Annotated in this window: 28 protein-coding genes; 9 read left to right on the top strand and 19 right to left on the bottom strand. The window is 63.7% G+C overall.

The window, feature by feature from the left end; translation table 11 throughout:
• Positions 1-10 precede the first annotated feature (10 nt).
• Positions 11-784 carry an SDR family oxidoreductase gene (locus NCT05_RS01820; RefSeq protein ID WP_250501668.1) on the top strand — a complete coding sequence of 258 codons (774 nt, stop codon included), beginning with the start codon at positions 11-13 and terminating at the stop codon, positions 782-784.
• A 62-nt stretch (positions 785-846) separates the two neighbouring features.
• On the opposite strand, the gene NCT05_RS01815 is transcribed toward NCT05_RS01820, so the two are convergent.
• The 13 genes from NCT05_RS01815 to motA form a co-directional block, all read right to left on the bottom strand.
• Entirely contained in the window at positions 847-2,166 is a 1,320-nt protein-coding gene (locus NCT05_RS01815; RefSeq protein WP_250501667.1) for a DUF3443 domain-containing protein, read from the bottom strand.
• 17 nt (positions 2,167-2,183) lie between these two features.
• Positions 2,184-2,717, bottom strand: a complete 534-nt coding sequence (locus NCT05_RS01810) for a DUF2844 domain-containing protein (RefSeq protein WP_239294313.1) — start codon at positions 2,715-2,717, stop codon at positions 2,184-2,186.
• Between the two features lie 256 nt (positions 2,718-2,973).
• On the bottom strand, positions 2,974-3,690 hold the full coding sequence (gene cheZ / locus NCT05_RS01805) for a protein phosphatase CheZ (RefSeq protein WP_250501666.1): 717 nt from the start codon (positions 3,688-3,690) through the stop codon (positions 2,974-2,976).
• Positions 3,691-3,692: 2 nt separating this feature from the next.
• Positions 3,693-4,088, bottom strand: a complete 396-nt coding sequence (gene cheY / locus NCT05_RS01800; RefSeq protein ID WP_008351870.1) for a chemotaxis response regulator CheY — start codon at positions 4,086-4,088, stop codon at positions 3,693-3,695.
• Positions 4,089-4,137: 49 nt separating this feature from the next.
• Positions 4,138-5,229 (bottom strand): protein-glutamate methylesterase/protein-glutamine glutaminase, encoded by a 1,092-nt coding sequence (locus NCT05_RS01795; protein ID WP_008351872.1) that lies wholly within the window; start codon positions 5,227-5,229, stop codon positions 4,138-4,140.
• A complete protein-coding gene (gene cheD, locus NCT05_RS01790; RefSeq protein ID WP_033536555.1) occupies positions 5,226-5,951 on the bottom strand; it encodes a chemoreceptor glutamine deamidase CheD in 726 nt (241 codons plus the stop codon). Before cheD ends, NCT05_RS01795 begins: the two co-directional genes overlap by 4 nt.
• Complete coding sequence (locus tag NCT05_RS01785; protein ID WP_502801774.1) at positions 5,948-6,871, bottom strand: CheR family methyltransferase; 924 nt, start codon at positions 6,869-6,871, stop codon at positions 5,948-5,950. The genes cheD and NCT05_RS01785 overlap by 4 nt, the downstream gene beginning before the upstream one ends.
• Before the next feature lie 138 nt (positions 6,872-7,009).
• On the bottom strand, positions 7,010-8,830 hold the full coding sequence (locus NCT05_RS01780) for a methyl-accepting chemotaxis protein (RefSeq protein WP_250501665.1): 1,821 nt from the start codon (positions 8,828-8,830) through the stop codon (positions 7,010-7,012).
• 28 nt (positions 8,831-8,858) lie between these two features.
• The gene (gene cheW, locus NCT05_RS01775; RefSeq protein WP_008351879.1) at positions 8,859-9,377 is read right to left on the bottom strand and encodes a chemotaxis protein CheW; all 519 of its coding nucleotides are present in this window, start codon (positions 9,375-9,377) and stop codon (positions 8,859-8,861) included.
• Between the two features lie 17 nt (positions 9,378-9,394).
• Entirely contained in the window at positions 9,395-11,695 is a 2,301-nt protein-coding gene (cheA, locus tag NCT05_RS01770) for a chemotaxis protein CheA (RefSeq protein ID WP_250501664.1), read from the bottom strand.
• Positions 11,696-11,746: 51 nt separating this feature from the next.
• The gene (locus NCT05_RS01765; RefSeq protein ID WP_008351883.1) at positions 11,747-12,124 is read right to left on the bottom strand and encodes a response regulator; all 378 of its coding nucleotides are present in this window, start codon (positions 12,122-12,124) and stop codon (positions 11,747-11,749) included.
• Positions 12,125-12,191: 67 nt separating this feature from the next.
• Entirely contained in the window at positions 12,192-13,190 is a 999-nt protein-coding gene (motB, locus tag NCT05_RS01760) for a flagellar motor protein MotB (RefSeq protein ID WP_250433526.1), read from the bottom strand.
• Between the two features lie 25 nt (positions 13,191-13,215).
• Positions 13,216-14,076, bottom strand: a complete 861-nt coding sequence (gene motA / locus NCT05_RS01755; protein WP_008351887.1) for a flagellar motor stator protein MotA — start codon at positions 14,074-14,076, stop codon at positions 13,216-13,218.
• 310 nt (positions 14,077-14,386) lie between these two features.
• On the opposite strand from motA, the gene NCT05_RS01750 reads away from it, so the two are divergent.
• On the top strand, positions 14,387-14,797 hold the full coding sequence (locus NCT05_RS01750) for a hypothetical protein (protein ID WP_502801769.1): 411 nt from the start codon (positions 14,387-14,389) through the stop codon (positions 14,795-14,797).
• A 19-nt stretch (positions 14,798-14,816) separates the two neighbouring features.
• On the opposite strand, the gene flhC is transcribed toward NCT05_RS01750, so the two are convergent.
• Both flhC and flhD read right to left on the bottom strand, forming a co-directional pair.
• Positions 14,817-15,371 carry a flagellar transcriptional regulator FlhC gene (flhC, locus tag NCT05_RS01745; protein ID WP_008351890.1) on the bottom strand — a complete coding sequence of 185 codons (555 nt, stop codon included), beginning with the start codon at positions 15,369-15,371 and terminating at the stop codon, positions 14,817-14,819.
• 18 nt (positions 15,372-15,389) lie between these two features.
• Complete coding sequence (gene flhD, locus NCT05_RS01740) at positions 15,390-15,713, bottom strand: flagellar transcriptional regulator FlhD (RefSeq protein WP_250501662.1); 324 nt, start codon at positions 15,711-15,713, stop codon at positions 15,390-15,392.
• Positions 15,714-16,344: 631 nt separating this feature from the next.
• Between flhD and NCT05_RS01735 the strand changes: the two genes are divergently transcribed.
• The 3 genes from NCT05_RS01735 (at position 16,345) to NCT05_RS01725 (ending at position 18,980) form a co-directional block, all read left to right on the top strand.
• Positions 16,345-17,409, top strand: a complete 1,065-nt coding sequence (locus NCT05_RS01735) for a glycosyltransferase family 4 protein (protein ID WP_250501661.1) — start codon at positions 16,345-16,347, stop codon at positions 17,407-17,409.
• A 245-nt stretch (positions 17,410-17,654) separates the two neighbouring features.
• Positions 17,655-18,353 carry an aquaporin Z gene (aqpZ, locus tag NCT05_RS01730; RefSeq protein WP_250501660.1) on the top strand — a complete coding sequence of 233 codons (699 nt, stop codon included), beginning with the start codon at positions 17,655-17,657 and terminating at the stop codon, positions 18,351-18,353.
• 339 nt (positions 18,354-18,692) lie between these two features.
• The gene (locus NCT05_RS01725; RefSeq protein WP_008351896.1) at positions 18,693-18,980 is read left to right on the top strand and encodes a hypothetical protein; all 288 of its coding nucleotides are present in this window, start codon (positions 18,693-18,695) and stop codon (positions 18,978-18,980) included.
• 46 nt (positions 18,981-19,026) lie between these two features.
• On the opposite strand, the gene NCT05_RS01720 is transcribed toward NCT05_RS01725, so the two are convergent.
• A complete protein-coding gene (locus NCT05_RS01720; RefSeq protein ID WP_008351897.1) occupies positions 19,027-19,863 on the bottom strand; it encodes a Cof-type HAD-IIB family hydrolase in 837 nt (278 codons plus the stop codon).
• Between the two features lie 33 nt (positions 19,864-19,896).
• Entirely contained in the window at positions 19,897-20,814 is a 918-nt protein-coding gene (locus tag NCT05_RS01715) for a glucosamine kinase nucleotide-binding domain-containing protein (protein ID WP_250501659.1), read from the bottom strand.
• A gap of 114 nt (positions 20,815-20,928) precedes the next feature.
• Between NCT05_RS01715 and NCT05_RS01710 the strand changes: the two genes are divergently transcribed.
• From NCT05_RS01710 to NCT05_RS01700, 3 genes are all read left to right on the top strand, one after another.
• A complete protein-coding gene (locus tag NCT05_RS01710) occupies positions 20,929-21,534 on the top strand; it encodes a DNA-3-methyladenine glycosylase I (protein ID WP_250501658.1) in 606 nt (201 codons plus the stop codon).
• Between the two features lie 461 nt (positions 21,535-21,995).
• On the top strand, positions 21,996-22,421 hold the full coding sequence (locus NCT05_RS01705) for a hypothetical protein (RefSeq protein WP_175979735.1): 426 nt from the start codon (positions 21,996-21,998) through the stop codon (positions 22,419-22,421).
• Positions 22,422-22,437: 16 nt separating this feature from the next.
• Complete coding sequence (locus NCT05_RS01700) at positions 22,438-22,815, top strand: hypothetical protein (RefSeq protein ID WP_250501657.1); 378 nt, start codon at positions 22,438-22,440, stop codon at positions 22,813-22,815.
• A gap of 114 nt (positions 22,816-22,929) precedes the next feature.
• Here NCT05_RS01700 and rpsU read toward each other — a convergent pair whose 3' ends face one another.
• Complete coding sequence (rpsU, locus tag NCT05_RS01695) at positions 22,930-23,142, bottom strand: 30S ribosomal protein S21 (protein ID WP_008351904.1); 213 nt, start codon at positions 23,140-23,142, stop codon at positions 22,930-22,932.
• A gap of 349 nt (positions 23,143-23,491) precedes the next feature.
• Positions 23,492-24,442: an aldo/keto reductase gene (locus tag NCT05_RS01690; protein WP_250501656.1), complete on the bottom strand. Its 951-nt coding sequence runs from the start codon at positions 24,440-24,442 to the stop codon at positions 23,492-23,494.
• Positions 24,443-24,685: 243 nt separating this feature from the next.
• On the opposite strand from NCT05_RS01690, the gene NCT05_RS01685 reads away from it, so the two are divergent.
• Positions 24,686-26,212: a flagellin N-terminal helical domain-containing protein gene (locus NCT05_RS01685; RefSeq protein WP_250501655.1), complete on the top strand. Its 1,527-nt coding sequence runs from the start codon at positions 24,686-24,688 to the stop codon at positions 26,210-26,212.
• Positions 26,213-26,229 lie beyond the last annotated feature (17 nt).

The raw sequence follows: 26,229 nt of genomic DNA, 5'->3' as shown, positions 1-26,229 counted from the left end.
GACGCTCCGCATGACCGCAGTTCGTTTGAAGGTCTTTATCACCGGGGCGTCGAGCGGCATCGGCCTTGCAATGGCCGAAGAGTATGTGAAGCGCGGGGCCATCCTCGGCCTCGTCGCCCGCCGCGCCGATTCCCTCGCCGCATTCGCGGCCCGTCATCCGCAAAGCTCCATCTCGATCTATCCCGCCGATGTGCGCGACCCCGACGCGCTCGCCGATGCCGCGCGCCGCTTCATCGCGCAGCACGGCACGGCGGATGTCGTCATCGCGAACGCGGGCATGAGCCGCGGCGCGCTGACGGGCCACGGCGATCTCGACACCTTCCGTGCCGTGATGGACGTGAACTATTTCGGCATGGTCGCGACGTTCGAGCCGTTCGTCGCGTCGATGACGGCCGCGCAGCGCGGCACGCTCGTCGGCATTGCAAGCGTCGCGGGCGTGCGCGGGCTGCCCGGCGGCGGCGCGTACAGCGCGTCGAAATCGGCGGTGGCGAAATATCTGGAATCGTTGCGCGTGGAGATGCGCCCGCTCGGCGTGGCCGTCGTCACGATCGCGCCGGGCTACGTGCGCTCGGAGATGACCGCGCACAATCCGTATCGCATGCCGTTCCTGATGGACGCCGACCGCTTCGCCGCGAAAGCCGCCGACGCGATCGATCGCAAAGTGCGCTACGCGACGTTTCCATGGCAGATGCGCGTCGCGGGCATGCTGATGCACGTCCTGCCGCGCTGGCTCTACGACGCGCTCGCCGAACGCGCGCCACGCAAACCACGCGCGGACGAATGACGTAAAAAAAACCGGCTGCGCGCAAACGCAGCCGGTTTTTTATCGGGCGAACGTCCGAACGGTCAGAACGCCACGTAGGCCGAGCTGTTCGGCAACTGGTATCCGACGTAGACATGCCGGCCGAAGAAGAACGGCAAGCCGAAGTCGAAGAAGTTCGACATGCCCAACTGACCGCCGAGACTGTTGAAGGCGAACTTGTTCTTGCCTTGTGTCAGCGTGCTCGCGTTGGCGAGCAGGAACGGCACGGTGGCGCTGTTGCCTTCGCTGCCTTTGATCGTGGTCGACAGCGACTGCGTCGCGCTCGGGCAATAGAACGCCGACGATCCGTTGCACAGCGGAAAACTATCCTGGAAGAAGTTGCCGTTCGACCCGGTGTCGAAGAACGTCTTGTACGTCTTGCCCTTGTACGTGCCGGTCAGGTCGCCATAGGGATCGGTGCCGTACTTCGTCACGTTGCTGATCCCGTTGTTGCTCTGCGTGCCGATGCCGAATATCAGCACGCCGGTCGCGGTGGCCGCGCCGTTATCGGCAACGGGCGGCAATTGCACGATCACGCCGTTGTTGTTGACCGCGAACTTGGTGACCGGATTCGTCACTTGCTGCGCCAGCGGCACCGCGACACCCGAGCAATTCGCGCCGTTGGTGCACGAGAAGTACATCGCGTTGAGCGCCGTGCTCGCGCAGCCGTCGCCGCAGTCGTAGGCCTGCGGGCCGATGCCGAGAATGCCGTTCGCGCCGATGTCGGCGGTCGAATTTTCGTCGCTGCCGGACGGACAGCCGTTGTCGCCGGTCGGCGCCGCGGATGCACTCAGATCGCCGATGATCTGAATCGGCACGCCCGACGCCACTTCCGTGCCCATCTTCACGTCGGCCGTGCGGACGGTGCCCCACGTGTAGCCGTCGGCGAAACCGGCGCATTCGGCGAGCTGCCCGCCGTTCGACGCGCGCGAGGTCGGCAGGCTGCCGAGCACGTTCTGCGCCGCCGATCCGAGAATGCGCAGGCCGAAGGACGCCGTGTCGACCTGAATGTTGTCGATCGTCTGACACACCGACGAGCCCGGCGCGCACACCGTCACCGATACGTTCGGAATGTTGACGAAGCCCGCGGCGCCGGAGTTGACGTTGATCGCCACCGCGTTCGTGCCGTTGGGCGCGATCGGCTGCGCGTTCGCGGTGCTGGTGGTCGAGCCGCCGCCGCTGGAACCGCCCGAGCCGCCGGAGCCGCCCGACGAACCGCCGCCGCTGCTGGAACTGGAGTCGTCGCCGCCGCCACCGCCGCAGGCCGCGAGCGTGACGGAAAGGCAGAGCACGCCGAGCCAGCGGGCAAGGCCGCCGCGCCGGGACGAAGAGAGAGCGGGATGGCCGAGTGTCGTTCTATGCATACTGAGTCTCCCGTCGCTTACTGGATGTCGCTGGCGGACACGCCGGCAGGCAACGATTGCGGCAAATACGCGCTGCCCGCGAACGAGCCCATGTGACCGCCCGAATCCACGACGAGTCCGGAATCCTGCACGCTGACCGGCCCGCGGCCGCCGCGCGCGGCGCGTTGCGCCTTCAGGCCCTGCTGATACTGCGGGAAATAGCTGCCGAGCAGGCTGGCGAGATCCGGCATGCGGGGACCGTGCCACGCGATCCCGAACACGACGCCTTCCGTCGACAAATATTCGTTGATGACCGTTCCGCTCGCGAGCGTGGTCGTGCGAACGGTGTAGTTCGACGCCGATGTCGTCGATGCGCTCGATGCGCCGCTTGCGACGGCCGCACGCGCGACCGCGGCCGTGGATGATTCCGCCGTGGCGCCTTGCGGCGCTGCCATCGGCTGGCCGCCGAGCACGGCGTAGGCGGGCGCTGCCGCGCTCACGCCGAGCGCGCCGGCAACGATTGCCAACGCGCTCATGAGATGCCCATGACGGGATTGCTTCGGTGCCTTCACTGGGCCTCCTATCGGTTATCCGCCGGCCCCGCCACTTGACTCAGAGACCGGTGCTTGACGATTGAGTGACAGATGCGCCACCGCCTTTCGCCCCAAAATCGTGCGGGCGCGAACATCGTCAGTATGCCAGCCAGGTGGAACCGTCCTAACGTTCGCAAGCGCACGAAACAAAAAACGCGAAGCGCAATGGTATGCGCTTCGCGTCATCTCGCAACTTCGAGGCCGGCCTAAGTTACGAAGGCTTACAAAATCACCCTCAAAATCCCAGGCTGGCGAGCAGATCGTCCACTTGTGACTGATCCTGCACGACGTCGCTGCGTCCTTCGGGATTGATTTGCGGACCGTTCAGCAGGCTTTCCGGACTGCCGGTCGACACTGCCGACATCAGCGCCGCCGCCGATGCAGCGAACTGCTCGCGGCGTTCCGGCGCGATGTTCTCGAGCAAAACGCCCAGCAATTGCTGCTCGATCAGATACACGACGTCCGTAATCTTTTTGATGACCTGGCCGGTCAGATCCTGGAAATCCTGCGCGAGCATGATTTCGAGCAATTGGGCATTGGTCGCCTGCGTGCGCTCCGGCACGCTCTGCAGGAACGAGCGCGTCTGCGCGAGCAGTTTCCCCGCCTCGCCCTGCGCGAGCGGCGCGCCGTACCACTTCGCCCAGCGCGCGTCGAGCGCCTGCGCTTCGGTTTGCAGCGATTCCTGCATCGGCTTGGCAAGCTCGATCGCGTTGAGCGCGCGCTCGGCGGCCTGCTCGGTCATCGTCGCGACATATTTCAGGCGGTCGCGCGCGTCGGGCACGGCTTGCGCGGCGGCTTCGACCTGCTTGTCGAGGCCGAGCTCGCGCATCGAATCGCGCAGCGTGCGCGTCAGTTGGCCGATGCGCGCGAGAATGCGGTCGCTCGACGGATCGCCTTCGCTTTCGGCAACCGCGGCGACCGCGGCTGCGAGTTCAGTGGTCAGATCGTTCAAGATCAGCTCCCCGCTTTGGCCATCTTCTCGAGAATCTTGGTGAGCTTCTCGTCGAGCGTGGCGGCCGTGAAAGGCTTCACCACGTAACCGTTCGCGCCCGCTTGCGCCGCCGCGATGATGTTTTCCTTCTTCGACTCGGCCGTCACCATCAGCACCGGCAGATGCGAGAGCGTCGCGTCCGCGCGGATCTGCTGAAGCATCGACAGGCCGTCGAGGTTCGGCATGTTCCAGTCGGTGATCACGAAGTCGAATCCGCCGCCGCGCAGACGCGCGAGGCCCGCCGCGCCGTCTTCGGCTTCGTCGACGTTGCCGTAGCCCAGCTCCTTGAGCAGGTTACGCACGATACGGCGCATCGTCGGAAAATCGTCGACGACGAGGATCTTCATGTTCTTGTCCATCATGACTCCAGTGTGTTCTCAATGCGGCGGCGCCGCTTAAATCCAAAGTTCAGACGCGCTGTACGCGTTCGCCCATCGAGGCAAGCCGCGCCATCACGCGCCGGCTCATTTCAGAGAGCGGCGCGATTTCGCTCGCACCGCCCATTGCAATCGCTTCGCGCGGCATGCCGAACACCACGCAACTCGCTTCGTCCTGCGCGAGCGTGTAAGCGCCCGCCTGCTGCATGTCCAGAAGACCGGCGGCGCCGTCGCGGCCCATGCCGGTCAGGATCACGCCGATCGCGTTCTTGCCCGCGTGCTGCGCCGCCGAACGGAACAGCACGTCGACCGAAGGCCGATGCCGGTTCACGGGCGGCGCATCCGACAGATGCGCGACATAGTTCGCACCGCTCCTCGCGAGCACCAGATGCGCGTGGCCGGGCGCGATGTACGCGTGGCCCGGCAACACGCGCTCGCCGTGCTCCGCTTCCTTCACGGTGATGCGGCACAGCCCGTTCAGGCGCTGCGCGAACGACTTCGTGAAGCCCGGCGGCATGTGCTGCGCGATGAGCACCGCGGGCGCATCGGGCGGCAGCGGCACGAGCACTTCGCGGATCGCTTCCGTTCCGCCCGTCGAAGCGCCGACGATCACGAGCTTTTCCGTCGACACGAGCGGATTGTTGAAATGCGGCGCGGGCTTGTGCGTCGCCGCGTTCGCCGGCGCGCTCGCCGCGTGCGTCGTCTGCTTCACGCGTGCCCGCGATGCGGCGCGCACCTTGTCGGCGAGCTTTTCCGCGTAATCGAGCATGCCGTCGCGGATGCCGACTTTCGGCTTCGTGACGAAATCGACCGCGCCGAGTTCCAGCGCGCGCAGCGTGATTTCGTTGCCGCGCTCGGTCAGCGACGACACCATCACGACCGGCATCGGTCGCAGGCGCATCAGCTTTTCCAGGAAGTCGAGTCCGTCCATGCGCGGCATTTCGACGTCGAGCGTGAGCACGTCCGGGTTATGCAGCTTGATGAGCTCGCGCGCGACGAGCGGATCGGGCGCGGTCGCGCAGACGTGCATGTCGGGCTGCGCGTTGATGATCTCGGTCATCAGGCTGCGCACGAGCGCCGAATCGTCGACGCACAGCACTTTGATCTTTGGCGCTGTGTTCATGCTTCCTCCACGGTCTTGAGACGCGACGTGAACAACTCGACGCGCGGGCGCTTCGCCGCCGATGCATTCGTCGTGAACGACTCCGCACGCGGTTTCGCGTTCGACTGAAACAGCTCGACGCGCGCACGCGCTTTCGCGAGCCGCTCCGCGCGCTCTTCCGGCGTGCGCTGCACGAGCGCCTGCTCGCGCTCGACGACCACCGGGTCATGCGCCGTCTTCAGCTTCTTGACCATCACCTGACCCGAGCGCGGCATGAACGCGACCTTGCGCGGATGCGCGCCCTGCAAGTCCTCGGCGACGATGCGAATCTTTTCCAGCGCGAGATAACGCCGCACGAACTCCGAATTGCGATCGCCGATGTTGATGGTCGTCATGCCCGCGAGCACCGCGCCGCCGCCGAACACCTTCGCTTCGAAGCGCTCGCGCCGTCCGCCGCGCTTGATGAGCTCGTTGATGAGCACTTCCATCGCGTACGCGCCGTAGCGCATCGAATCCGACGATGCGTGCGACGCGTCGGAACCGTCATCGGGCAGCATGAAGTGATTCATGCCGCCGATGCCCGCCGTGCGATCGTGGATGCACGCCGCCACGCATGAACCCAGCACCGTGACGAGCACCATGTCTTCGCTCGTCATGTAGAACTCGTTCGGCAGGAGCTTCACGCCCTGCTTCTTGAAGTGATTGTCGAAATAGAGATTCGACGCCATTGGCAGACCGCTCATGCCGGCTCTCCCGCGAGCGCGCGCTTCGATCCGCTCGCAACCTTCGTATCGCGCGTGAGTTCGTACACGGTCTGGCCGCGCAGCCTGAACGCCTGCGACACATACGTGAAGTTCTCCGAATGCCCCGCGAAGAGCAGCGCGCCCGGCTTCATCAGCGGCTCGAAGCGCGTGAGCACCTGGCCCTGCGTCGGCTTGTCGAAGTAGATCATCACGTTGCGGCAGAAGATCGCGTCGAACGGGCCTTTCACGTCGTAGCGCGCTTCGGTCAGATTCACGCGGCCGAAGTTCACCATCGCGCGCAACTCGGGGCGCACTTTGACGAGACCCGCGTGCGCGCCCGTGCCCTTCAGGAAGAAGCGCTTGAGACGCTCGACGGGCAATGCCTTCACCTGATCGAGCGAATACACGCCCGCTTCGGCTTTCGCGAGCACTTGACTGTCGATGTCGCTCGCGAACACCGTGCACTGGCGCGCGGCGTGTTCGCCCAACGCTTCGACGAGCGTCATCGCGATGGAATACGGCTCCTCGCCGGTCGACGCCGCCGAGCACCACACCGAGAACGGCTGCTGCCGGCGCTTCACGAAGTCCGCGAGAATCGGAAAGTGATGCGACTCGCGGAAAAACGCCGTCAGGTTCGTGGTCAGCGCGTTGACGAACGCTTCCCATTCGGCGTTGTCGTCGTTGGTTTCGAGACGGTCGAGATACTGCTTGAACGTATCGATGCCGCAGGCGCGCAGCCGGCGCGCGAGGCGGCTGTACGCCATGTCGCGTTTGTGGTCCGACAGCGAGATGCCTGCGCGGCGATGAATCAGCTCGCGAATGCGGGCGAAATCCGCCGATGTGAATTCGAAATCGCGCTCGACTTCCGAGCCGCGCACATTGGCGGGCAAGTCGACACGCGCGTTGCGCGTTGCCATCATGATGTTTCGTGCTTCCTTGACGTCGTCCCCGACGTCCGATGTGGCGTGTTCGTCGCGCTCGACCATGCGGACTCGCGCTTTTCCTGCGTGTCGATCGTGGTGCGCGATGCCTGCATGGCCGTTTTCGTTCCGGTCCGGTTAAAAGGTTTCCCAGTCGCCGTCGTCGGCGGTCGTCGCTTTCGCACGCGGTGCCGCAGCGGGCTTGGCAACGCTCGCCGGCTTGATCGCCGGCTTGACTGTTTCCTTGACTGCTTCCTTATTAACGGCCGCTTCCGGCGCAACTTTTGGCGTCTCGACAGCTTTCGCTTTCGATGCAACCGAAGACGTCGACGGTTCGACGCGCGCCGCCGGCGCAAGACGCGCCACGGCCGTCGATGCGCTCGTGCGCGCCGGCGCTGCCGCCGCGCCTTGCACGCGCCATTGCGCGACCACGTCCTTCAGCTGACGCGTCTGCTCTTCGAGCGATGCCGCAGCGGCGGCCGCCTGCTCGACGAGCGCGGCGTTCTGCTGCGTCACGCTGTCCATCTGCGTGACGGCGCGATTGACCTGCTCGATGCCATCGGACTGTTCCTCCGACGCCGCGCTGATCTCGCCCATGATGTCGGTCACGCGGCGCACCGCTTGCACGATCTCGCTCATCGTCTGACCGGCGCGCGCGACGAGTTCCGTGCCGCTGTCGACCTTCGCGGCCGAATCGCCGATGAGCGCCTTGATTTCCTTCGCCGCCGCCGCGCTGCGTTGCGCGAGCGAGCGCACTTCGCCCGCCACGACCGCGAATCCCCGCCCTTCCTCGCCCGCGCGCGCCGCTTCCACGGCCGCGTTCAACGCGAGAATGTTGGTCTGGAACGCGATGCCTTCGATCACGCCGATGATGTCCACGACCTTGTTCGAGCTCGATGCAATGGCGTGCATCGTCTCGACGACCTGCTCGACGACTTCACCGCCGCGCGAAGCGATATCTGACGCGTTCACCGCGAGCTGGCTCGCCTGGCGCGCGTTGTCGGCGTTCTGCTTCACCGTGCTCGTGAGCTCTTCCATGCTCGACGCCGTTTCCTGCAGCGACGCCGCCTGCTCTTCCGTGCGCTGCGACAGATCCGTGTTGCCGCTCGCGATTTCATGCGCGCCGACATCGATCGATTCCGCGCCGCGATGTACCGCGCCGACCATCGTCGTCAGATTGCCGCGCATGCGCTCGATACCCGCGAACAGGCGGCCGATTTCGTTGCCGCTTTCGCTCTGCGCGGACTGCGTGAGATCGCCGCGCGAGATGCGGTCGAAGTGATCGACGGCCTCGTTGATCGGCTTCACGATCAGGCTGGAGAGCGCCATGCGCGTGCCGATCAGCATCAGCACCGCGAGCACGAGCACCGCGCCGATCGTCATGTTGAGCGCCGCGATATTCGACGACGTGCTGGCGCGCGAGCTTTCCGCGTGCGCCTGATGCGACGCGACCGCAGCCGTCACGGCCTGATCGAACGCGACGAACATCGGGCTGATCTTCGTGTCCGCGATCGCGTGATACGCGGCCAGGTCGTTCGCCCGGATCGCGGTGAACTCCGGCTCCACGCCGGTCTTCACGAGCGTCTCGTGCTGGGCGACGAGCGCATCGAGCGTGTCCTTCGGGAGCATCGGCTTCGGCGTATCGAGATAGAGCTTCCAGTTCTCGTTGCTCTTGTCGAGCAGATACTGGCCGCGATCGATCGCCTTCTTCGCTTCTTCCGTATTGCCCGCTTCGGCGAGCGAACGCACGCGGTCGAGCGTCACGCGCGAGCGCAGCAGATACGACGACGTTTCTGAAAGCGCGCGCATCGCGACCATGTCTTCCTGCGCGAGCGACGCGAGCGACGCATTGGCCGAGTTCAGTCCGACGAGCGCGAGTGCGCCGATGAGCGCCGCGCAACCGACGAACAACAAGCCGACGAGCGTGAGCGTCGTGCGGATCGACAACTTCTTCAGCATGGCTTCTTCCTGCTTCCTGAATACGTTTTTATGCGCCGACGGAGTCGATCAACTCCATCTCGCGGCTCGTCATGAGCTTCTCGATGTCCATCAGGATCAGCATGCGGCCGTCGACCGTGCCGAGGCCCGTCAGATATTCGGTCGCGAGCGTGCCGCCGAATTCCGGCGCGGGCATCACCTGTTCCTGCGTGAGCGTGAGCACGTCCGACACGCCGTCGACGACCATGCCGACCACGCGATGCGCGACGTTCAGGATGATGACGACCGTCTGGTTGTCGTACTCGACGCGGCCCAGATTGAACTTGATGCGCATGTCGACGATCGGCACGATGATGCCGCGCAGATTGATCACGCCCTTGATGAACCCGGGCGCATTCGCGATGCGTGTAACGTTGTCGTAGCCGCGGATCTCCTGCACTTTCAGGATGTCGATGCCGTATTCCTCGGCGCCGAGCGTGAACACGAGGAATTCCTGTCCGGCTGCTTCCGTGTTTTGCGTGTCACGACGCGAAGGCGCAGCGGTTTGAATCGATTGAACGTCTGCCATGAAAGACTCCTTCGGTATTAGTGAGCGTGCGCGCCGTGCTGTGCGCGCGATTCGCGGTTGAGCGCGGCCACGTCGACGATCAGCGCGACGCTTCCGTCGCCCAGGATGGTCGCGGCGGAAATGCCGTGCACCTTGCGGTAATTCGTTTCGAGGTTCTTGACGACGACTTGCTGCTGGCCGACGAGCTCGTCGATCAGCATTGCGAAGCGGCGTCCTTCCGTCTGCATGATCGTGACGATGCCCTGCGTCGGCTCCGTGCGCGCGCCTTCGACATCGAACACGCGATGCAGCGCGACGAGCGGCAGATATTCGCCGCGCACGCGCACGACGCGCTCGCCGTTCGCGACCGTGTAGATGTCCTCGGCGACCGGTTGCAGCGACTCCATCACGAAGTTGAGCGGCAGAATGAAGATCTCCTTGCCGACCTTCACCGACATGCCGTCGAGAATCGCGAGCGTGAGCGGCAGCACGATCTTCGTCGTCGTGCCCGCGCCCTGGCGCGACATGATTTCGACGTGGCCGCCCATCGACTGGATGTTGCGCTTCACCACGTCCATGCCGACGCCGCGGCCGGAAATGTCCGTCACTTGTTCGGCGGTCGAGAAGCCCGGCATGAAGATGAGTTGCCAGACTTCTTCGTCGCTCATCGATTCGGAAACCTGCATGCCCTGCTTCTGCGCCTTCGCGAGAATCTTGTCGCGGCGCAGGCCCGCGCCGTCGTCGCTCACTTCGATCACGATGTTGCCGCCGTGATGCGCCGCCGAGAGCACGAGCTGGCCGGTCGTCGACTTGCCCGCCGCGCGGCGCGCTTCCACGGTCTCGATGCCGTGATCGAGCGAGTTGCGCACGAGGTGCGTGAGCGGATCGATGATGCGCTCGATCAGGCTCTTGTCGAGTTCGGTGGCCTGACCGAACGTGACGAGTTCCACTTCCTTGCCGAGCTTGCCGGCGATGTCGCGCACGAGGCGCGGGAAGCGGCTGAAAACGTAATCCATCGGCATCATGCGGATGGACATGACGGCCTCTTGCAGATCGCGCGCGTTGCGCTCGAGCTGCGCCATGCCGTTGAACAGGCGGTCGTGCAACGCGGGATCGAACGTGCTCGTGGTTTCCGCGAGCATCGCCTGCGTGATGACGAGTTCGCCCACCAGGTTGATGAGCTGATCGACCTTCTCCACGCCGACGCGAATCGAGCTGCCTTCCGCCGATGCCGCAGCCTGCGGGCGCGCTTTCTTGTCGGCGTCGCTTGCTGCGGACTTTGCCGGCTGAGCGGCGGACGGGTCTTTCGAGCCCGCCGCCGTCGCCGCTTCTTCCTTCACTGTTTCCTTGCCAGCGGCGGATGCGGGCGCCGCGTGCGCCTGCGATTGCTTCGGCTCTTCGTGTATCGTGGGTTGCGCAATCTGCGTGGCCGTCGCTTCCAGGCGCGCCGGCTGGGCTTCTGCGGATTGCGCCGCTGCATCGCCGCGGCCGATCGTGATCTGCTTTTCATCGATCACGAAGCAGCACACAGCGACGATATCGTCGGCGGGGACGTCCGAGTCGAGCCATACCACGTACTCGGCGTCCGCTTTCTTTTCTCCGACGATGCTTCCCAGGTTCCCCAGCTCCTCGATCAGAGTCGCCAGGTCCTTCTCGCCCACCCCCCGTAGCGTAATTTTCAGGTGGGGTCCAACTTCCGCGTGCGGCGCGCCGGTGTGTCCCGGCGTCGCGGCAGCGGTTCCTGCATTCGTTCCATCGGCGAGCTCGAACGCGCCGTCCCAGTTGCCGTCGTCCTCGATCGCGTCCATCGCCTGCGAAAGCACGTGGGCGGGCGGCGCATTCGGCCCGTCGTAGGCCGGCGCGGCGTTCCCGCTCGCGGCGGACGCGACGTTCGCGTCGGTGCCCGTCAGCGCGGGCGGCTCGATCCGGCCGGACGGTGCGCCTTCGGCCTGTTCGTTCTTCAGACGCTCGAGCTTCGCGCAGATCGCGGCGGCCGCGGCCGCATCCGGCTCCGCGCTCGCGCGATACGCGGCGAGCTGATCCGACAGCACGTCCTTCGTCGCGAGGAACGTGTCGATCATGTCGCGGCGCAGGACGAGTTCGTTGTTGCGCGCGCGGTCCAGCAGCGATTCGAGGATGTGCGTCGTTTCGGTGAGCGCGGTGAAACCAAACGTCGCCGCGCCGCCCTTGATCGAGTGCGCCGCGCGGAAGATCGCCGCGAGGTCTTCCGGATCGGGATTCGCGATGTCCAGAACGAGCAGCAGTTGCTCCATCTGCGCGAGCAGTTCGTCTGCTTCGTCGAAGAAGGTCTGGTAGAACTGGGTAATGTCGAGTGTCATGCTTGAGTCACCATCGGCGCGTGCGTGCGCGAGTTGTCTTGTGCGTTCGCTTTAGTGCTGCGTTTCTTCGGAGAGCGCGGCGACCAGTTCCGTCAGCAGGTCCGGATCGAGCGGCTTCTCGATCCAGCCTGTCGCGCCCGCCGAGCGCGCCGCGTCCTTGAACGGCTCGCCGCCTTCGGTCGTCAGCACGAGAATCGGCGTCGCCTTGTATGCGGGATTTCCGCGCAGCGCCACGATCAGATCGAGCCCGCTTCTGCCCGGCATGTGCTGATCGGTCAGAACGAGATCGAAGCGCTCCGCGAGCGCCCACTCCAGCCCCTCGTCGCCGTCCGACGCAACGGTCACTTGGTAACCCGCCGCCGCCAGCGTCGCCGAGAGGATTTGCCGCATCGCGGCTGAATCGTCGATTGCCAGAATGTGTTTGATCATGTTTGTCTCTTGCCGGGATGACGGTCGAAACGTGTCGACACTTGAGCGTCTTTTTCGAGGTTTTTGCTCACTTCGCCACGGGTCTCACCGCGACGCCGGGAATGAGCTGGCCGAGCGCCGACGACGGATTGCCGTTCGCGTCCGTGCCGTTGTCGAGCGTCGCGCCGCGTGAGCCGTCGTCGCGCAGCATCGACAGCTCCGTCTTGCGATTGAGCACGATCACGCTGATGCGCCGGTTCTCCGGATCGAGCGGATCTTTCTTGTTCAGGTTTTGCGTCGATGCGAGTCCGAGCACGCGCATCACCTTTCCTTCGTCCATGCCGCCCGCGACCAGCTCGCGCCGCGACGCGTTCGCGCGGTCCGCGGACAGCTCCCAGTTGCTGTAGCCCTTGTCGCCGCCCGCGTACTTCACGGCGTCGGTATGTCCCTGCACGACGATGTGATTCGGCACGTCGTTGAGCGAGCGGCCGATCTCGCGCAGGATGTCGCGCATGTACGGCTGCACGGCGTCGCTGGAGAGCGCGAACATCGGGCGCTTCTGGGTATCGACGATTTCGATGCGCAAGCCCTGTTGCGTCGATTCGATGCGGATCTGCTGCTTGAACTGGCGCAGCGTCGGATTGGCCTCGATCGCGGCCATGAGCTTCACCTGAAGATCGTGCAGGCGCACCTGCTCGCGCCGTTCGAGCTCGCCCTGCGCGGACTTGAGCAGTTCTTCGTCGGTGTCGGACGAGGCACGCTGCGCGAGCTGCGTGGCGCCATCGGTCTTGCGCGCGGCGCCTGCGTCGGTGCTGGAAATGTCGCGGCCGCCGCCCATGATGATGCTGTTGTCCATGCCGACGGTCTTGCCGCCGACCATCGCGGCCTTGAGCGGCATCTGAAAATATTCGGCGATGCCGCGCCGCTGCACCGGCGACGTCGAGGAAAGCAGCCACATCAGCAGGAAGAACGCCATCATCGCGGTCATGAAGTCCGCGTAGGCGAGTTTCCACGCGCCGCCGTGATGGCCTTTCTTGCCCGCGACGACGCGCTTGATGAATATCGGGCGATCGGTATCGTTGCTCATCGTTGTGTCTCGACTATGGCGGAAGTCACTTCGACTTGACCTTGCGCACGTGTTCTTCCAGCTCGGAGAACGACGGGCGCTCCGTCGAGAACAGCACCTTGCGGCCGAATTCCACCGCGATCGCGGGGGCGTAGCCATTCAGGCTCGCGAGGATCGTCACCTTGATGCACTGGAACATCTTGGTCTGCTCCGCGACGCGCTGTTCCGCGACGTTCGCGAGCGGTCCGATGAAGCCGTACGAAAGCAGAATGCCGAGGAAGGTGCCGACGAGCGCCTGCGCGATCATCTCGCCGAGAATCGCGGGCGGCTGATCGGCGGAGGCCATCGTGTGCACGACGCCCATCACCGCCGCGACGATGCCGAACGCGGGCATCGCGTCGCCGACCTTGGTGAGCGCGTGCGCCGGCGCTTCGCCTTCGACGTGATGCGTCTCGATTTCCTCGTCCATGAGGCTTTCGATCTCGAACGCGTTCATGTTGCCGCTCACCATGAGGCGCAGGTAATCCGTCAGGAATTCGACGATGTGATGGTCCGCGAGAATCTTCGGGTACTGGCTGAACACCGGGCTCTTCGCCGGATCTTCGATATCCGCTTCGAGCGCGAGCGTGCCTTCCTTGCGCGCTTTCGCGAGCAGCACGTAGAGCAGGCCCATCAGCTCCATGTACATGCTCTTGTCGTACTTCGCGCCCTTGAAGAGCGTCGGCAGCACCTGAATCGTCGCCTTGATGGTCTTGACGTTGTTGCCGAGGATGAACGCGCCGACGCCCGCGCCCGCGATCATCAGAATTTCGACCGGCTGCATGAGCGCGCCAAGGTGGCCGCCTTCGATGGCATAGCCGCCGAAGACGGACAGCAATGTCACGAGCGATCCAATGAAAATCAGCACAGTCGAGTCCTCACGTTTGATGCGGTAAGACCGCCGTTAAGTGGTTTACGGCACTCGACTGGAAAACTTTGGGGCACGGTCAAACCGCTGTACGTTCCGTGCGGTTTGCCGCGCGACCTTCTCGCTGTTTCGCAAAATCTGCGTCTCAATCGCTGATTCACGGCAACCAAATATCGAACTTTTGCTAGCGGCGAAACAAAATTTTCCCGTTCGACACGAAACGTCACATTTTCTGCCGATAATACGAACGCGCGTTCAGTTTTGTTGGAGACGCGAAGTCGTGAAATCGGAGAGAACGATGACAGGAGCAATGAAACAGGCCAGCGCGCTCGCGCTGACAGTGACCGCGAGTTCATTCGCGCATGCGGGTTTCGACTGCAGCGGTTCGCGCGGCGCCTGGCGTATGCAGACATCGGATAGCTGGACCGGCTCCGACAAACTTGCCCACGTGGCCGCGTCCGCGCCGTTCCGCGCGCTCGGCGCCTATTTGACGCGCGGCTCGGACCATCCGGTCGTCTACGGCACGTTGATCGGCACTGCGCCGGGCTTGGCGAAGGAAATCGTCGACGGAACCTGCCGCACGGACGGCTTCTCCTACAAGGATCTGGCCGCCGACGCGCTCGGTGCGTGGATCGGCGCATCGGTGACGCATTGGGCGATCATGTATCAGCGCACGCCGCACGGGATGACCGTCGGGCTTTCGTACCACGATCGCTTTTAGACGGACGCGGGCGCGCGGATCAGGCGGCGATCCGCCCCGCTTCGCGGTCCGCGCCCGCCTTGCGCGTCTTGCCCGCGCGCGATGGCGGCTGGCAGAGGCCGCACACGTAACCGGCGCGCAGTTCGTACGCATGTGCGACGAAACGTCCGCGGCAGCGCGTGCAGACGTTGGTCTGGAGCATGCCGGATTCGAAGTAGCGCACGAGCGTCCACGCGCGCGTGAGCGACAGCACGGGTTCGTCGCCGTACAGCGCCGCGTGTTCGAGATAGAGGCGGTAGCTTTTCACGATCGCGTGAATCGTCGGCTGGCTCTTGTCGTTGGCCGCCATGAAGCGATAAATGCCGTGAAACAGCGACGAATGGATGTTCGGCTGCCACGTCATGAACCAGTCCGTCGAGAACGGCAGCATGCCCTTGGGCGGCGACACGCCTTTCAGTTCCTTATAGAGCTTGATGAGACGGTCGCGCGACAGGCTCGTTTCCGCTTCGAGCAGTTGCAGGCGCGCGCCGAGCTCGATCAGCTCGATCGCCAAAGTGATTTCGCGGACCTCCGCGACCACGCTTTTCGTCGCCATCGGGCTTCGCGCGCGGCGTCAGCCGATCTGCTCGAGGGGACTGTCCGCCAGCACAATCGCCGCGTGGGCGTGCGCGAGCGCCGCGCTGCGGTCCTTGTCAGCGAGCGACGAAAGGATCGCGTGGTCATCGAAACGAAAGCGGCACAGCAAATGGCTCGACGACGCCACTTTCACTGCCTGCGCGAGCGTCAGCGAAGCCAGAACTTGCGCAACCTGCTCCGAAAGGCCCAGGCGATACATCGCCGAGATGCGGTCTTCCTGAAGAAGCCGCTGAGCGAGGAGCAAGTACGACAGGTTCACCTCGCGGATTTCCGCGAGCGTACTCGTAGTGCTGGTCGTCATCTTTTCCCCGAATCGAAACGTGGCTGGTCAGGCCCGGCGGGAACGTTTGCTCGAATTCGCAAAGAAACGCGAATGCGGCCCCGCGCGTGTTGTCTGTTGTCGATTCGATTGTCGCCGATGCCCGCGGCCGCGCCTGTCGGACAAAGCATCCGACGCTACGACGGAGTTTCGCGAAGAATCGTGTAGGAAAATTTCTTACAAGCCGGCCGCTTCGATGCCGCTCGGCAGACATGCGTTATCGGCACGTATTCGTCTGACTTAATAGCCGCGCCCCGTTTTTTTTGGCGCGCGCTGTCGCGCCTTTCAGGCCGCAGGACCGTGAATTGCTCATTCATGCCGCCCGGCGCGTCCGACGCTTCAAATCCGCCCTCATCGCCGCCATCGATGCAATTTCTGACTTCGTAACAGCACATGTATCGCGCTGTAACAACGATAAGCGATTGAAAAATGAAGTGAAATGCCGGTCTCGATCCCGATAATGATCGGTAAGGGATAACCCGGTCGCGATGTTTTTTCATCTCCGGGCCTGTCTCGGGCGGCGTCCAACCACACGCGGCCCGCCCGAATGGCATGCGTTGAGCGCTCGACCGGAGCGTGACTGCAATGCCTTACCTACATGGAGAGTCACGTTATGCGAATCGCACAAATTGCACCGTTGCACGAAGCAGTTCCCCCGAAGTTTTACGGCGGCACTGAGCGCGTCGTGTCTTATCTGACGGATGCGCTCGTCGAGCTCGGCCATGATGTAACGTTGTTTGCCAGCGGCGATTCGCAAACCAAGGCGACGCTCGAACCCGTGTGGCCGCGTGCGTTGCGTCTCGATCCGACCGTGCGCGACGCGCTCGCGCCGCACATGCTGCTGCTCGAAACCGTCCGCCAGCGCGCGCACGAGTTCGACGTGCTGCACTTCCACCTCGATTACATGCCGTTCCCGCTGTTCACGCAGATGGACACGCCTTTCGTGACGACGCTGCACGGCCGGCTCGATCTGCCGGAACTGCAACCGATCTTCAACACGTTCACGAAGGCGAACGTCATTTCGATCTCGGACAATCAGCGCGGGCCGCTGCCGCAGGCGAACTGGCTGAACACCGTTTATCACGGTCTGCCGAGCCAGTTGCTGACGCCGCAGCCCCACAAGAAGCCGGAATATCTCGCCTTCCTGGGCCGCATCTGCCCGGAAAAGCGCGCCGATCTCGCAATCAAGATCGCGGCCCAGAGCGGTCTGCCGCTGAAGATCGCCGCCAAGGTGGACAAGGTCGACCAGGAATACTTCAAGTCGACGATCGAACCGCTGCTTTCGCAGGCGCACGTCGAGTTCATCGGCGAGATCAATGAAGCGCAGAAGCCGGAATTTCTGTCGGGCGCGAAGGCGCTGCTCTTCCCGATCGATTGGAACGAGCCGTTCGGCCTCGTGATGATCGAGGCGATGGCCTGCGGCACGCCGGTGATCGCGTTCAATCGCGGTTCGGTGCCGGAAGTGATCGACCACGGCGTGACGGGCTTCATCTGCGAGGACGTGCATGGCGCGGTCGGCGCGCTGCAACGTCTCGACGAGCTGTCGCGCACGGAAATCCGCGCGCAGTTCGAGCGCCGCTTCAGCGCGCAGACGATGGCGCAGAACTACGTCGAAAGCTACACGGCGATGCTTCAGGCCGCGAAGCGCCCGGTGTTGCGTCAGGTCGCGGTGGGCTGATTGCCTTCCTGACCAGATTTGCTGGAACTGCCGCCCGCTTGCCGGGCGGCATTTTTTTGCGCGCTTGTTAAGACATTCGCTAAGGAATGATCCGAAGTTTCGGTGCAATGCCCGTGAATTGAGAGCCGATCGACCATTTTTGACAGTTCGCAAAGACACCGCGCTTAAACTGCGCTGCGCAAAAGCGCGTCACGCGTTCTTGTTTGAAATCAACGGCTTTTCATCTTTTTCACGAAGGCAGAATCATGCTTTTGTCAATGCGTCTCGGCGCTGAAATTTTCGGTACTTTCTGGCTCGTGCTGGGCGGCTGCGGAAGCGCCGTGCTCGCCGCGGCCTTTCCTGAACTCGGCATCGGATTCGCCGGCGTTTCGCTGGCATTCGGTCTCACCGTCCTGACGATGGCCTACGCCATCGGCCACGTCTCGGGCTGCCACCTGAACCCGGCCGTGAGCATCGGGCTCGCGACGGCGGGCCGCTTTCCGGTGCGCGATCTCGTGCCGTACATCGCGGCGCAAGTGATCGGCGCGACGCTCGGCGCGTGGGTAATCTATCTGATCGCCACGGGCAATCCGAGCTTCGACTTCGCGTCGAGCGCATTCGCCGCGAACGGTTTCGGCGAGCACTCGCCGGGGCATTTCTCGATGGCCGCCGCGCTCATCGCCGAAATCGTGATGACGTTCTTCTTCCTCTTCGTGATCCTCGGCGCCACCGACGAGCGCGCGCCGAAATGCTTCGCGCCGCTTGCCATCGGCCTGTGCCTGACGCTCATCCATCTGATCTCGATTCCGGTCACGAACACGTCGGTGAATCCGGCGCGCTCGTCGAGCCAGGCGTTCTTCGTCGGCGGCTGGGCACTCGATCAGCTGTGGCTGTTCTGGATTGCGCCGATCGTCGGCGCGATTCTCGCGGGCGTGCTTTATCCGTTGCTGACGCGTCAGAAGTAAGTCACGGCGGCAGCAAACGGCGGCAAGCAAAACGGGCGCGAAATGCGCCCGTTTTTGTTTTTGCGCCACAGCGCACATACGAAAGATTAAACGCGCGCGACAAATGTAATGCCGAATTACGCAGCCTGCTTATGAATTTCCGTCACGCGATGCCAAGGATCATTTCGCGCGCCGCCGAAGGCTTGAAGGATAAGGCTTCCAGCGATGTCGACGGCGCCGCCGCGCTTGCGAACTCCCTTACGCCGTCCTTGCACACGGTAACAAGTCCTCGAAGCATGTAAGACGGCGGGCGCTTAAATTGGACTCATGCGACACACGTCGCCTTAAAGGAGAAACACAATGAAGCGCATCGTCACCCACATGCTTGTCGCGACTGGTCTTGCTATCGGTGCTGTCGGCGCGGCTCAGGCTCACAGCGATCTGCACATCGGCGTCTCGCTCGGCGCGCCGGCTTATGTGGCGCCGGCTCCGGTGTACGTGCGTCCCGCGGTCCCGGCGTATCGCGCGCCGTACTATCGCCACGAAGCGCCGCGCTGGTATGGCCGCGATCATCGCGACTATGGCCGATACGACCGCGCGGGCTGGAACCACGGCGGCTACGGCAACAACTGGGGCCATCGCGGATAAGCGGGACCGGCCGCGGATCGAGGTCCGCGGCCCGCCGTGACGGATATCAGTCGGGCGTCTGTCCCGGCGACGCGAGTTCGTCGCGAATGTCGAACAGCTTGCGCAGCTGATGCGCGACGCCCGCCTCGAAGTTGTACCCAATACGCGGCACGTTCGGCAGGCGCTTGATCAGATCGGGGTTCGCGTTGTTCATCATGAACGGATGCCCGGCGGTTTCGAGCAGATCGATATCGTTCATGTTGTCGCCGAACGCGACGCATTGCGCGGTATCGACATCGAGCCGCTCCAGCACGAAACGCAGCGCGCGCCCTTTCGATACGTCCGACGTCATCACTTCCAGACAGTCCGGCAGCGAATACGTGACGTAGAGCGAATCGCCGAACTCCCGTTCGAGGTTCGCGGCGGTCACCTTCAGATCGGCCGGATCGCCGATATACAGCACTTTCGCGATGTTCTCGCCATCATGCTCGCGCAGATCCATCACTTCGTACTTGAAGCCGGAATCCTGGTGGAAGACCAGCAACTCGGGCGCGTGACGGTCGATGAGCCAGGCGTCGTCGGCAAAAAGATTGACGATGACGCGCTCGCTGCCCGCGATCTCGGGCTGCACGAGACGGCGCACGGCGGCGGGCTCGAGGTCGCGCGAATAAATGCGCTCGTCGGCCGGCGTATGCACGCGCGCGCCGTTGGACGTGATGAGATACGCGTCGACGCCGAGCACATCGCGAATGCCGGCGACGTCGCGATAATGCCGGCCCGTCGCGATGACGATAGGCACGCCGCGCGCCGCGAGCGCGCGCACGGTTTCGGCGGTGAAGGGATCGAGCTGGTGGTCGCTGTTGAGAAGCGTACCGTCGAGATCAGTAGCGATAACCGAATACATGACTGCCTTTGTGGTGCCGCGAAGGTCGGTATTTTATCGCGCCGCACCGTCCGCAGCCGCGAAAGCGGACGCCGCGCGTCGCGCCAGTTCGAGCGCGCCCGCTGCGGAATCGGCGCGTGGCGCACGCATGCGTTCGCGCAACATGGCCGGCACGAATGGCTCGTAAGGCGCGGCCAGCCCGCCGCACAGCGCGACGGGCAGCACGCCGGCGGGATCGAGCGCCGCGACGAGTTTCGCGATTTCCTGCCCCGCCTGATCCAGCAGACGCGCGGCCTCGGGATGGTCGCGGAACTCGAACACGGTGGGTGCAAGCGTCGCATAAGCGGTTTGATTCGCGGCGCACACCCAGACGACGAGACTGTTGCGATCCGTCGCGCCAGTGTGGGCGAGCATCGCGCGCGACCAGCCATCTTCCGGCGCGCGGCCGTCGAGCACGCGCTGCAGATGCACCACCGCGCGCAGGCCGAGCCACGCGCCGCTGGCTTCATCGCCGCTCGGAAAGCCGTAGCCGCCCGCGATTCGGCAAACGCCCGATTCGTCCAGCGACGCCGCGATGCTGCCCGTGCCGAGCGCGACGATCACGCCGGATTCCCCGCCGTGCGCGCCGAGCACGGTCGTATAGGCGTCGCTTTCCACGCTCAACGCGCGCACGTCCGGCGCCGCGCCGAGAAACGCGGTGAGCCAGTCCGCGTTGTTGACGCCCGCCAGGCCGCAGCCGAGTGCGCAGTTGCGCCAGTCGAACGGCAGCGCGGCGGCCTCGAATGCGCGCGCGCACGCGTCGCCGATCGATTGCCACGCGCGCGCCACCCCGAGCCCGAGCCCCGAAGGTCCGCCGCTCGCGCGCGCCAGTTCGTTTCCGTGCGCGTCGGCGAGAATAACGCGCGTGCCGCTCCCGCCGCCGTCGATGCCGAGCAGGAAGCCGTCAAATGCCGAAGTCGAAGATGTAGTCATGGGCGCAAGCTTACCGGCGGCCGCGACGCGCGCCAATTGGCCGAATGGCATAGATGGCGCGATACGGGCGATCCGCTATGCTGACGCGATTCAAAATAATGATGAGGACTCGCAATGGCAGACGCCGAACACACCCGCTGCGCCTGGGCCACGACCGACGCGATGATCGAATATCACGACGGCGAATGGGGCGTGCCGTCGCACGACGACCGGCATCTGTTCGAAATGCTGGTGCTGGAAGGCGCGCAGGCGGGCCTTTCCTGGTCGACGATCCTCAACAAGCGCGAGGGCTATCGCGCGCTCTTCGCGGGCTTCGACATCGACAAGGTGGCGCGCTTCACCGAGAAGGACGTCGAGCGGATCGTGCAGGACGCGCGCATCGTGCGTAACCGGGCGAAGATCGAATCGGCGGTGCTCAATGCACGCGCCGTGAAGCAGATCCAGCAGGAGCACGGCTCGTTCGCGCATTTCGTCTGGTCGTTCGTCGACGGCAAAACGATCGACACGCCGCGCGATGCGAAAAATCCCACGCCCGCGTCCACGCCGGAATCGGACACGCTCAGCAAGGCGCTCAAGAAATACGGCTGCAAGTTCGTCGGCACGACGATTTGCTACGCGTTCATGCAGGCCACCGGCATGGTCAACGATCACGCCGTGGGTTGCATGTCGCGAGAAAAACCTAAGACAAAACGGAAGACCGTTGCAAAAACCCCGCTTTGATCGATTCCTATGCGGAAAAACTTTGCCTTTTGACAACATCGTATAGAGTAATCTACGCGATCTAGGGTAAATCCTTATAGATGACGTTTTTTTGCAGTGAAGCACGCGCAATTGCCCGAGCTGCAAGGCTTTTGGCCGGGTTTTCCGCACTGCACGAACGTACGAGCCGTGTAAAAATGGCTTCCTCGCGTGCGCTGGCGCACCTTTTTACCGTTCCGAACCTTTATAACTGACGGTGTACGGATCGTCACTGAGTGTAGAAATCCGACGCGAGCACACAGGGCGCAGTCAAACCACACGCCCAGGCCGGGAAAACCGCCGTGCTCGGAGCAGAGGCCGGGCGGCGAGCGTCGACTCTGTTGCGCCATATTTGCAACGACGCTGCCGCTTTCGGTAAGCAGGTGCAGGTTCTCGAATACTTAAACGTATGGCCGCTGCGCAGGGGCGCAGGGGAGAAGATCATGAAAAGCTTGAACTTCCTGACGCATCAGGAGATTTTCAACAGCGCAGTCCAGCATCTTTTCGGACAAGGGCAAGCGGCTTTGCTGCCGCGGGGCGGCGGCGCCTATCGCGGATACTGCGGCGGCTGCCCTGTCGGGAGCTTCATCAAGCCGCGCGACTATGTCACCGCGATGGAAGGCGTGCCCATTCGCTTCATCGCGAAGCCGCCCGAGCAGGTGCCGGCGTACATGGATGTCGGCGTCGTGGCGCTGAAGCGCGCGCTGCTCCGTTCGCGCATCAACGTGTTCGATCCCAACACCGTCGAGCTGCTGTCGTGCCTGCAGAACGTGCATGACGTCTTCGGCAAATGGGAATGGCGCGAGCGTTTGACGTCGATCGCGCGTCAGTTCGGGTTGTCAGCCGAACTTCTTAAAACGGCCGCGTGATATTGCAGGTGCTGTGATGTTGAGCCCTATTACGATGTTGAGCCCGAAGGACATTTACGAGCGCGTCAGCGAGCACTTGCTGACGCAGCGCGCGGTCTCGGAAGACGACAACGGTTCGTGCAGGCTTCGCAGTCCGGAAGGCCGCAAGTGCGCGATCGGGTCGCTCGTGCGCGACGATGTGTACGAGCCGGAGCTGGAAGGCGTCGGCATTTGCTACTATCGGCATGCACGGGACGGCGGTCTGCTGCGGGCGCTCTACGCATCGAACGTGAATGCCTACGATCCGAACATCATCGATCTGCTGATCGAGCTGGAGGAAGTTCACGACTACGCCGAAATCGAAGAGTGGCCGGCGTTGCTCGCGGCGCTTGGCAGGCGTCACGCGTTCGTCTGAACGCCCTCGCTAAAAAAGGCAATAGAAACGAAAACGGCGGTGCGCCCTTACGGGTCGCACCGCCGTTTTGCCGTTCGGCGCGAGGATCCGAAAACCCTCGCCCGAACAAGACGCTTAGTGCATCTTCTTCGGCAGCATCTGGCTGCGCAGGCGCTTGCGCAGGCGCGCGACAGCGGCGGCCTTCTTGCGCTTGCGCTCGGTGGTCGGCTTTTCGTACGACTGGCGCTCGCGCAGTTCGGCGATCAGGCCATTGCGCTCGATGGTGCGGCGGAAACGCCGAATCGCGACATCGAACGGCTCGTTTTCTTTGAGGACGATAGTGGTCATGTAAATCCTGGTTTGCTAAACGTATTTTCAAGCGCGCGACGACTGCGAGTTGCCGCGCCCCGGCACTCCGATCGTCCGCCGGACGTGAGAACGGCGCGACGGACACGAGCAAAGCGGCCACGGAGGCCGGAAAAGAGAGCGTTGAGATTCAGCCGCGGAAGCGGCAGGCGCTTTCGAAAGAACCACACGAAGGCGCGTTTCAGAGCCGTTCGCCGCTGTTGGTTGACATTGTCATTTTCAGCGGCGAAGGCAGGAAATCGGGCACATTTCTCGATTCGGGCGCGATGTTACCAGAACACCGCGCCATTGCCAACTCCCGCGCGCCTGCCAACTCATTGATGCAACAGAACTATTTCTGCCACGCGCTGGCTTCGTCGAGCAGATGGATATCGTCGGCTGCGAGTTGCAGGCGCGTCGCGGCGGCCAAGCTCTCCAGTTGCGCGACCGACGTGGCGCTGGCGATCGGCGCCGTCACGCTCGGGCGCGCGATCATCCACGCGAGCGCGACCGTCGCGGGCGTCGTGTCGTTGCGTTTCGCGACTTCGTCGAGCGCGTCGAGAATCTCGAGGCCGCGCGGCGTCAGATACTTTTCGACGCGCGAGCCGCGCGCCTTGCGCTGCGTGTCCGCCTTCGACCGATATTTGCCCGACAGAAAGCCGCTCGCGAGCGCGTAATACGGCACGACGGCGATCTTGTGCTGTTCTGCCACCGGTTCGAGACCGGTCTCGTAGCCCTCGCGGTCGTAGAGGTTGTATTCGGGTTGCAGAATCTGATACGCCGGCAAGCCCGAATCCTTCGCGACTTTCAACGCCTCTTCTAGCCGCTCGCCCGTGTAGTTCGACGCGCCGATCACCCGCACCTTCCCCGCCTTGATGAGCGTCTGATACGCGTCGAGGGTTTCGTCGAGCGACGTGGTTTCGTCGTCGTAATGGGAGAAATAGACGTCGATGTAATCGGTCTTGAGACGCCGCAGCGAATCGTCGACGGCCGCCGCGATGTTCGCCGCCGAGAGCCCGGCGCGCGTGGACAGCTTGCCGACTTTCGTCGCGAGCACGACCTGGTGGCGCTTGCCGCTTTCCCTGAACCACTTGCCGATGATCGTCTCCGATTCGCCGCCCTGATGCCCGTCGACCCAGGCGGAATAGACGTCGGCCGTATCGATGAAATTCAGCCCGTGATCGACGAACGCGTCGAGGATCGAGAACGACGTGCGCTCGTTGGCAGTCCAGCCGAACACGTTGCCGCCGAAGACGAGCGGCGCAACTTTCAGTTCCGATGTGCCGATATTGCGTGTCTGCATGTGCGCTCCGGATGCGTCGTGAGGGACTAAAAAGCATACGCGCGAAATCGGCGCCTTGCCGGGCAAGGCTTCGCGGCCTCGCAACAGAATTCGTTACACAAATCGTTTGCGCGGGCCTTAAGTTTTTTTCGAGGGGCCCGATAACCACAAGTAGGCGGCCGGCTATCACCGAGCGCAGGACCGCCAGGCAACTTACTCGGTGCTTTAGCCGAAGCCAGATACAGTCTCCCAGGAGAGAACAAAATGATCGGTATCAACAGCAACATCAACTCGCTGGTTGCACAGCAGAACCTGAACAACACGCAAAGCGCGCTGTCTTCGGCCATCACCCGTCTGTCGTCGGGCAAGCGCATTAACAGCGCTGCCGACGATGCCGCCGGCCAGGCAATCGCTTCGCGCATGACTGCACAGATCAACGGCCTGAACCAGGGCGTTTCCAACGCGAACGACGGCGTGTCGATGACCCAAACGGCATCGAGCGGCCTGTCGCAGATCACGGACAACCTGCAGCGTATCCGTCAGCTGGCAGTCCAGGCATCGACGGGCTCGCTCTCGTCGACTGACCAGGCAGCGCTCCAGCAGGAAGTGACGCAACGTATCGCTGAAGTGAACCGTATCGCTTCGCAAACCACGTACAACGGCACCAACGTGCTCGACGGCTCCGCTGGCGTCAAGACCTTCCAGATCGGCGCTAACGTCGGTCAGTCGATCAGCGTCGACCTGAGCCAGGGCGTGTCCGCCGCGCAGCTCGGCACCGGTGTCGTCTCGAAGGGCTCGACTCTCGGCACGCTGACGAACCTGGCGCTCGACAGCTCGGGCAACGCCGTCTCGGGCAATGCAAAGGCCTCGATCACGTCGATCAACGTTCTGGCTGACGGCCAGGGCGGCTTCACGTTCACGGACCAGAACAACCAGGCGCTGTCCGGCACGGCCGTCTCCAACCTGTTCGGCTCGGCCACGACGGGTAGCGGCACCGCGCTGACGCTTTCGCCCCAAGGCGCACTGACCACGGCCGACAAGACCGCCGGCGACACCAAAATTTCGAGCATCAGCTCGACGAACGTCGCGTTGACCTCTGGCTATCCGGCTGCGCCGACTACCGCCACGTATGCCACTGCTTCGCTCGGCACGATTGCCAACGTCAGCCTGAACGCCGATGGCACCGCGTACACCGGCTCGGGCACCGCGGCGATCACGTCGATCGAAGTCTATGGCGACGGAAGCGGCGGATACACGTTCGGCATCAACGGTGCGGATCCGACCACGGCAGCCGGTACGCTGTCCGCGAGCACGGCATCGTCGCTTTTCACCGTCGGCACGGAAACCTCGACCGGCAAGAGCCTGTCGTTCAACAGCACGGGTGCACTCTCGACGGCTGCTGGTTTCGCCGACACGACCGCCAACACGACGGCAGCAGCAACGGGTCTGTCGCAAGCCGTGGCGAACAACAAGCCGACGACGGTTTCGAACATCGACATCAGCACGACGGGCGGCGCGAACCTCGCGATCGAATCCATCGACAACGCGCTGAACGCCGTGAATGGCATCCAGGCGGCACTCGGCGCGGCGCAAAACCGCTTCTCGTCGATCTCGTCGACGCAGACGGCCCAGTCGACCAACCTGTCGTCCGCTCAGTCGCAGATCACCGACGCGAACTTCGCGCAGGAAACCGCGAACCTGTCGAAGGCTCAGGTTCTGCAACAAGCTGGTATCTCGGTGCTGGCCCAAGCGAACTCGCTGCCGCAGCAGGTTCTGAAGCTCCTCGGCTAAGGAACATCGCCGACGCT

Origin of the sequence: Caballeronia sp. AZ7_KS35 (assembly GCF_023631045.1) — a bacterium.
In the GTDB taxonomy this organism is placed as follows: domain Bacteria; phylum Pseudomonadota; class Gammaproteobacteria; order Burkholderiales; family Burkholderiaceae; genus Caballeronia; species Caballeronia zhejiangensis.
This window is presented reverse-complemented; position numbering and strand designations above follow the sequence as displayed.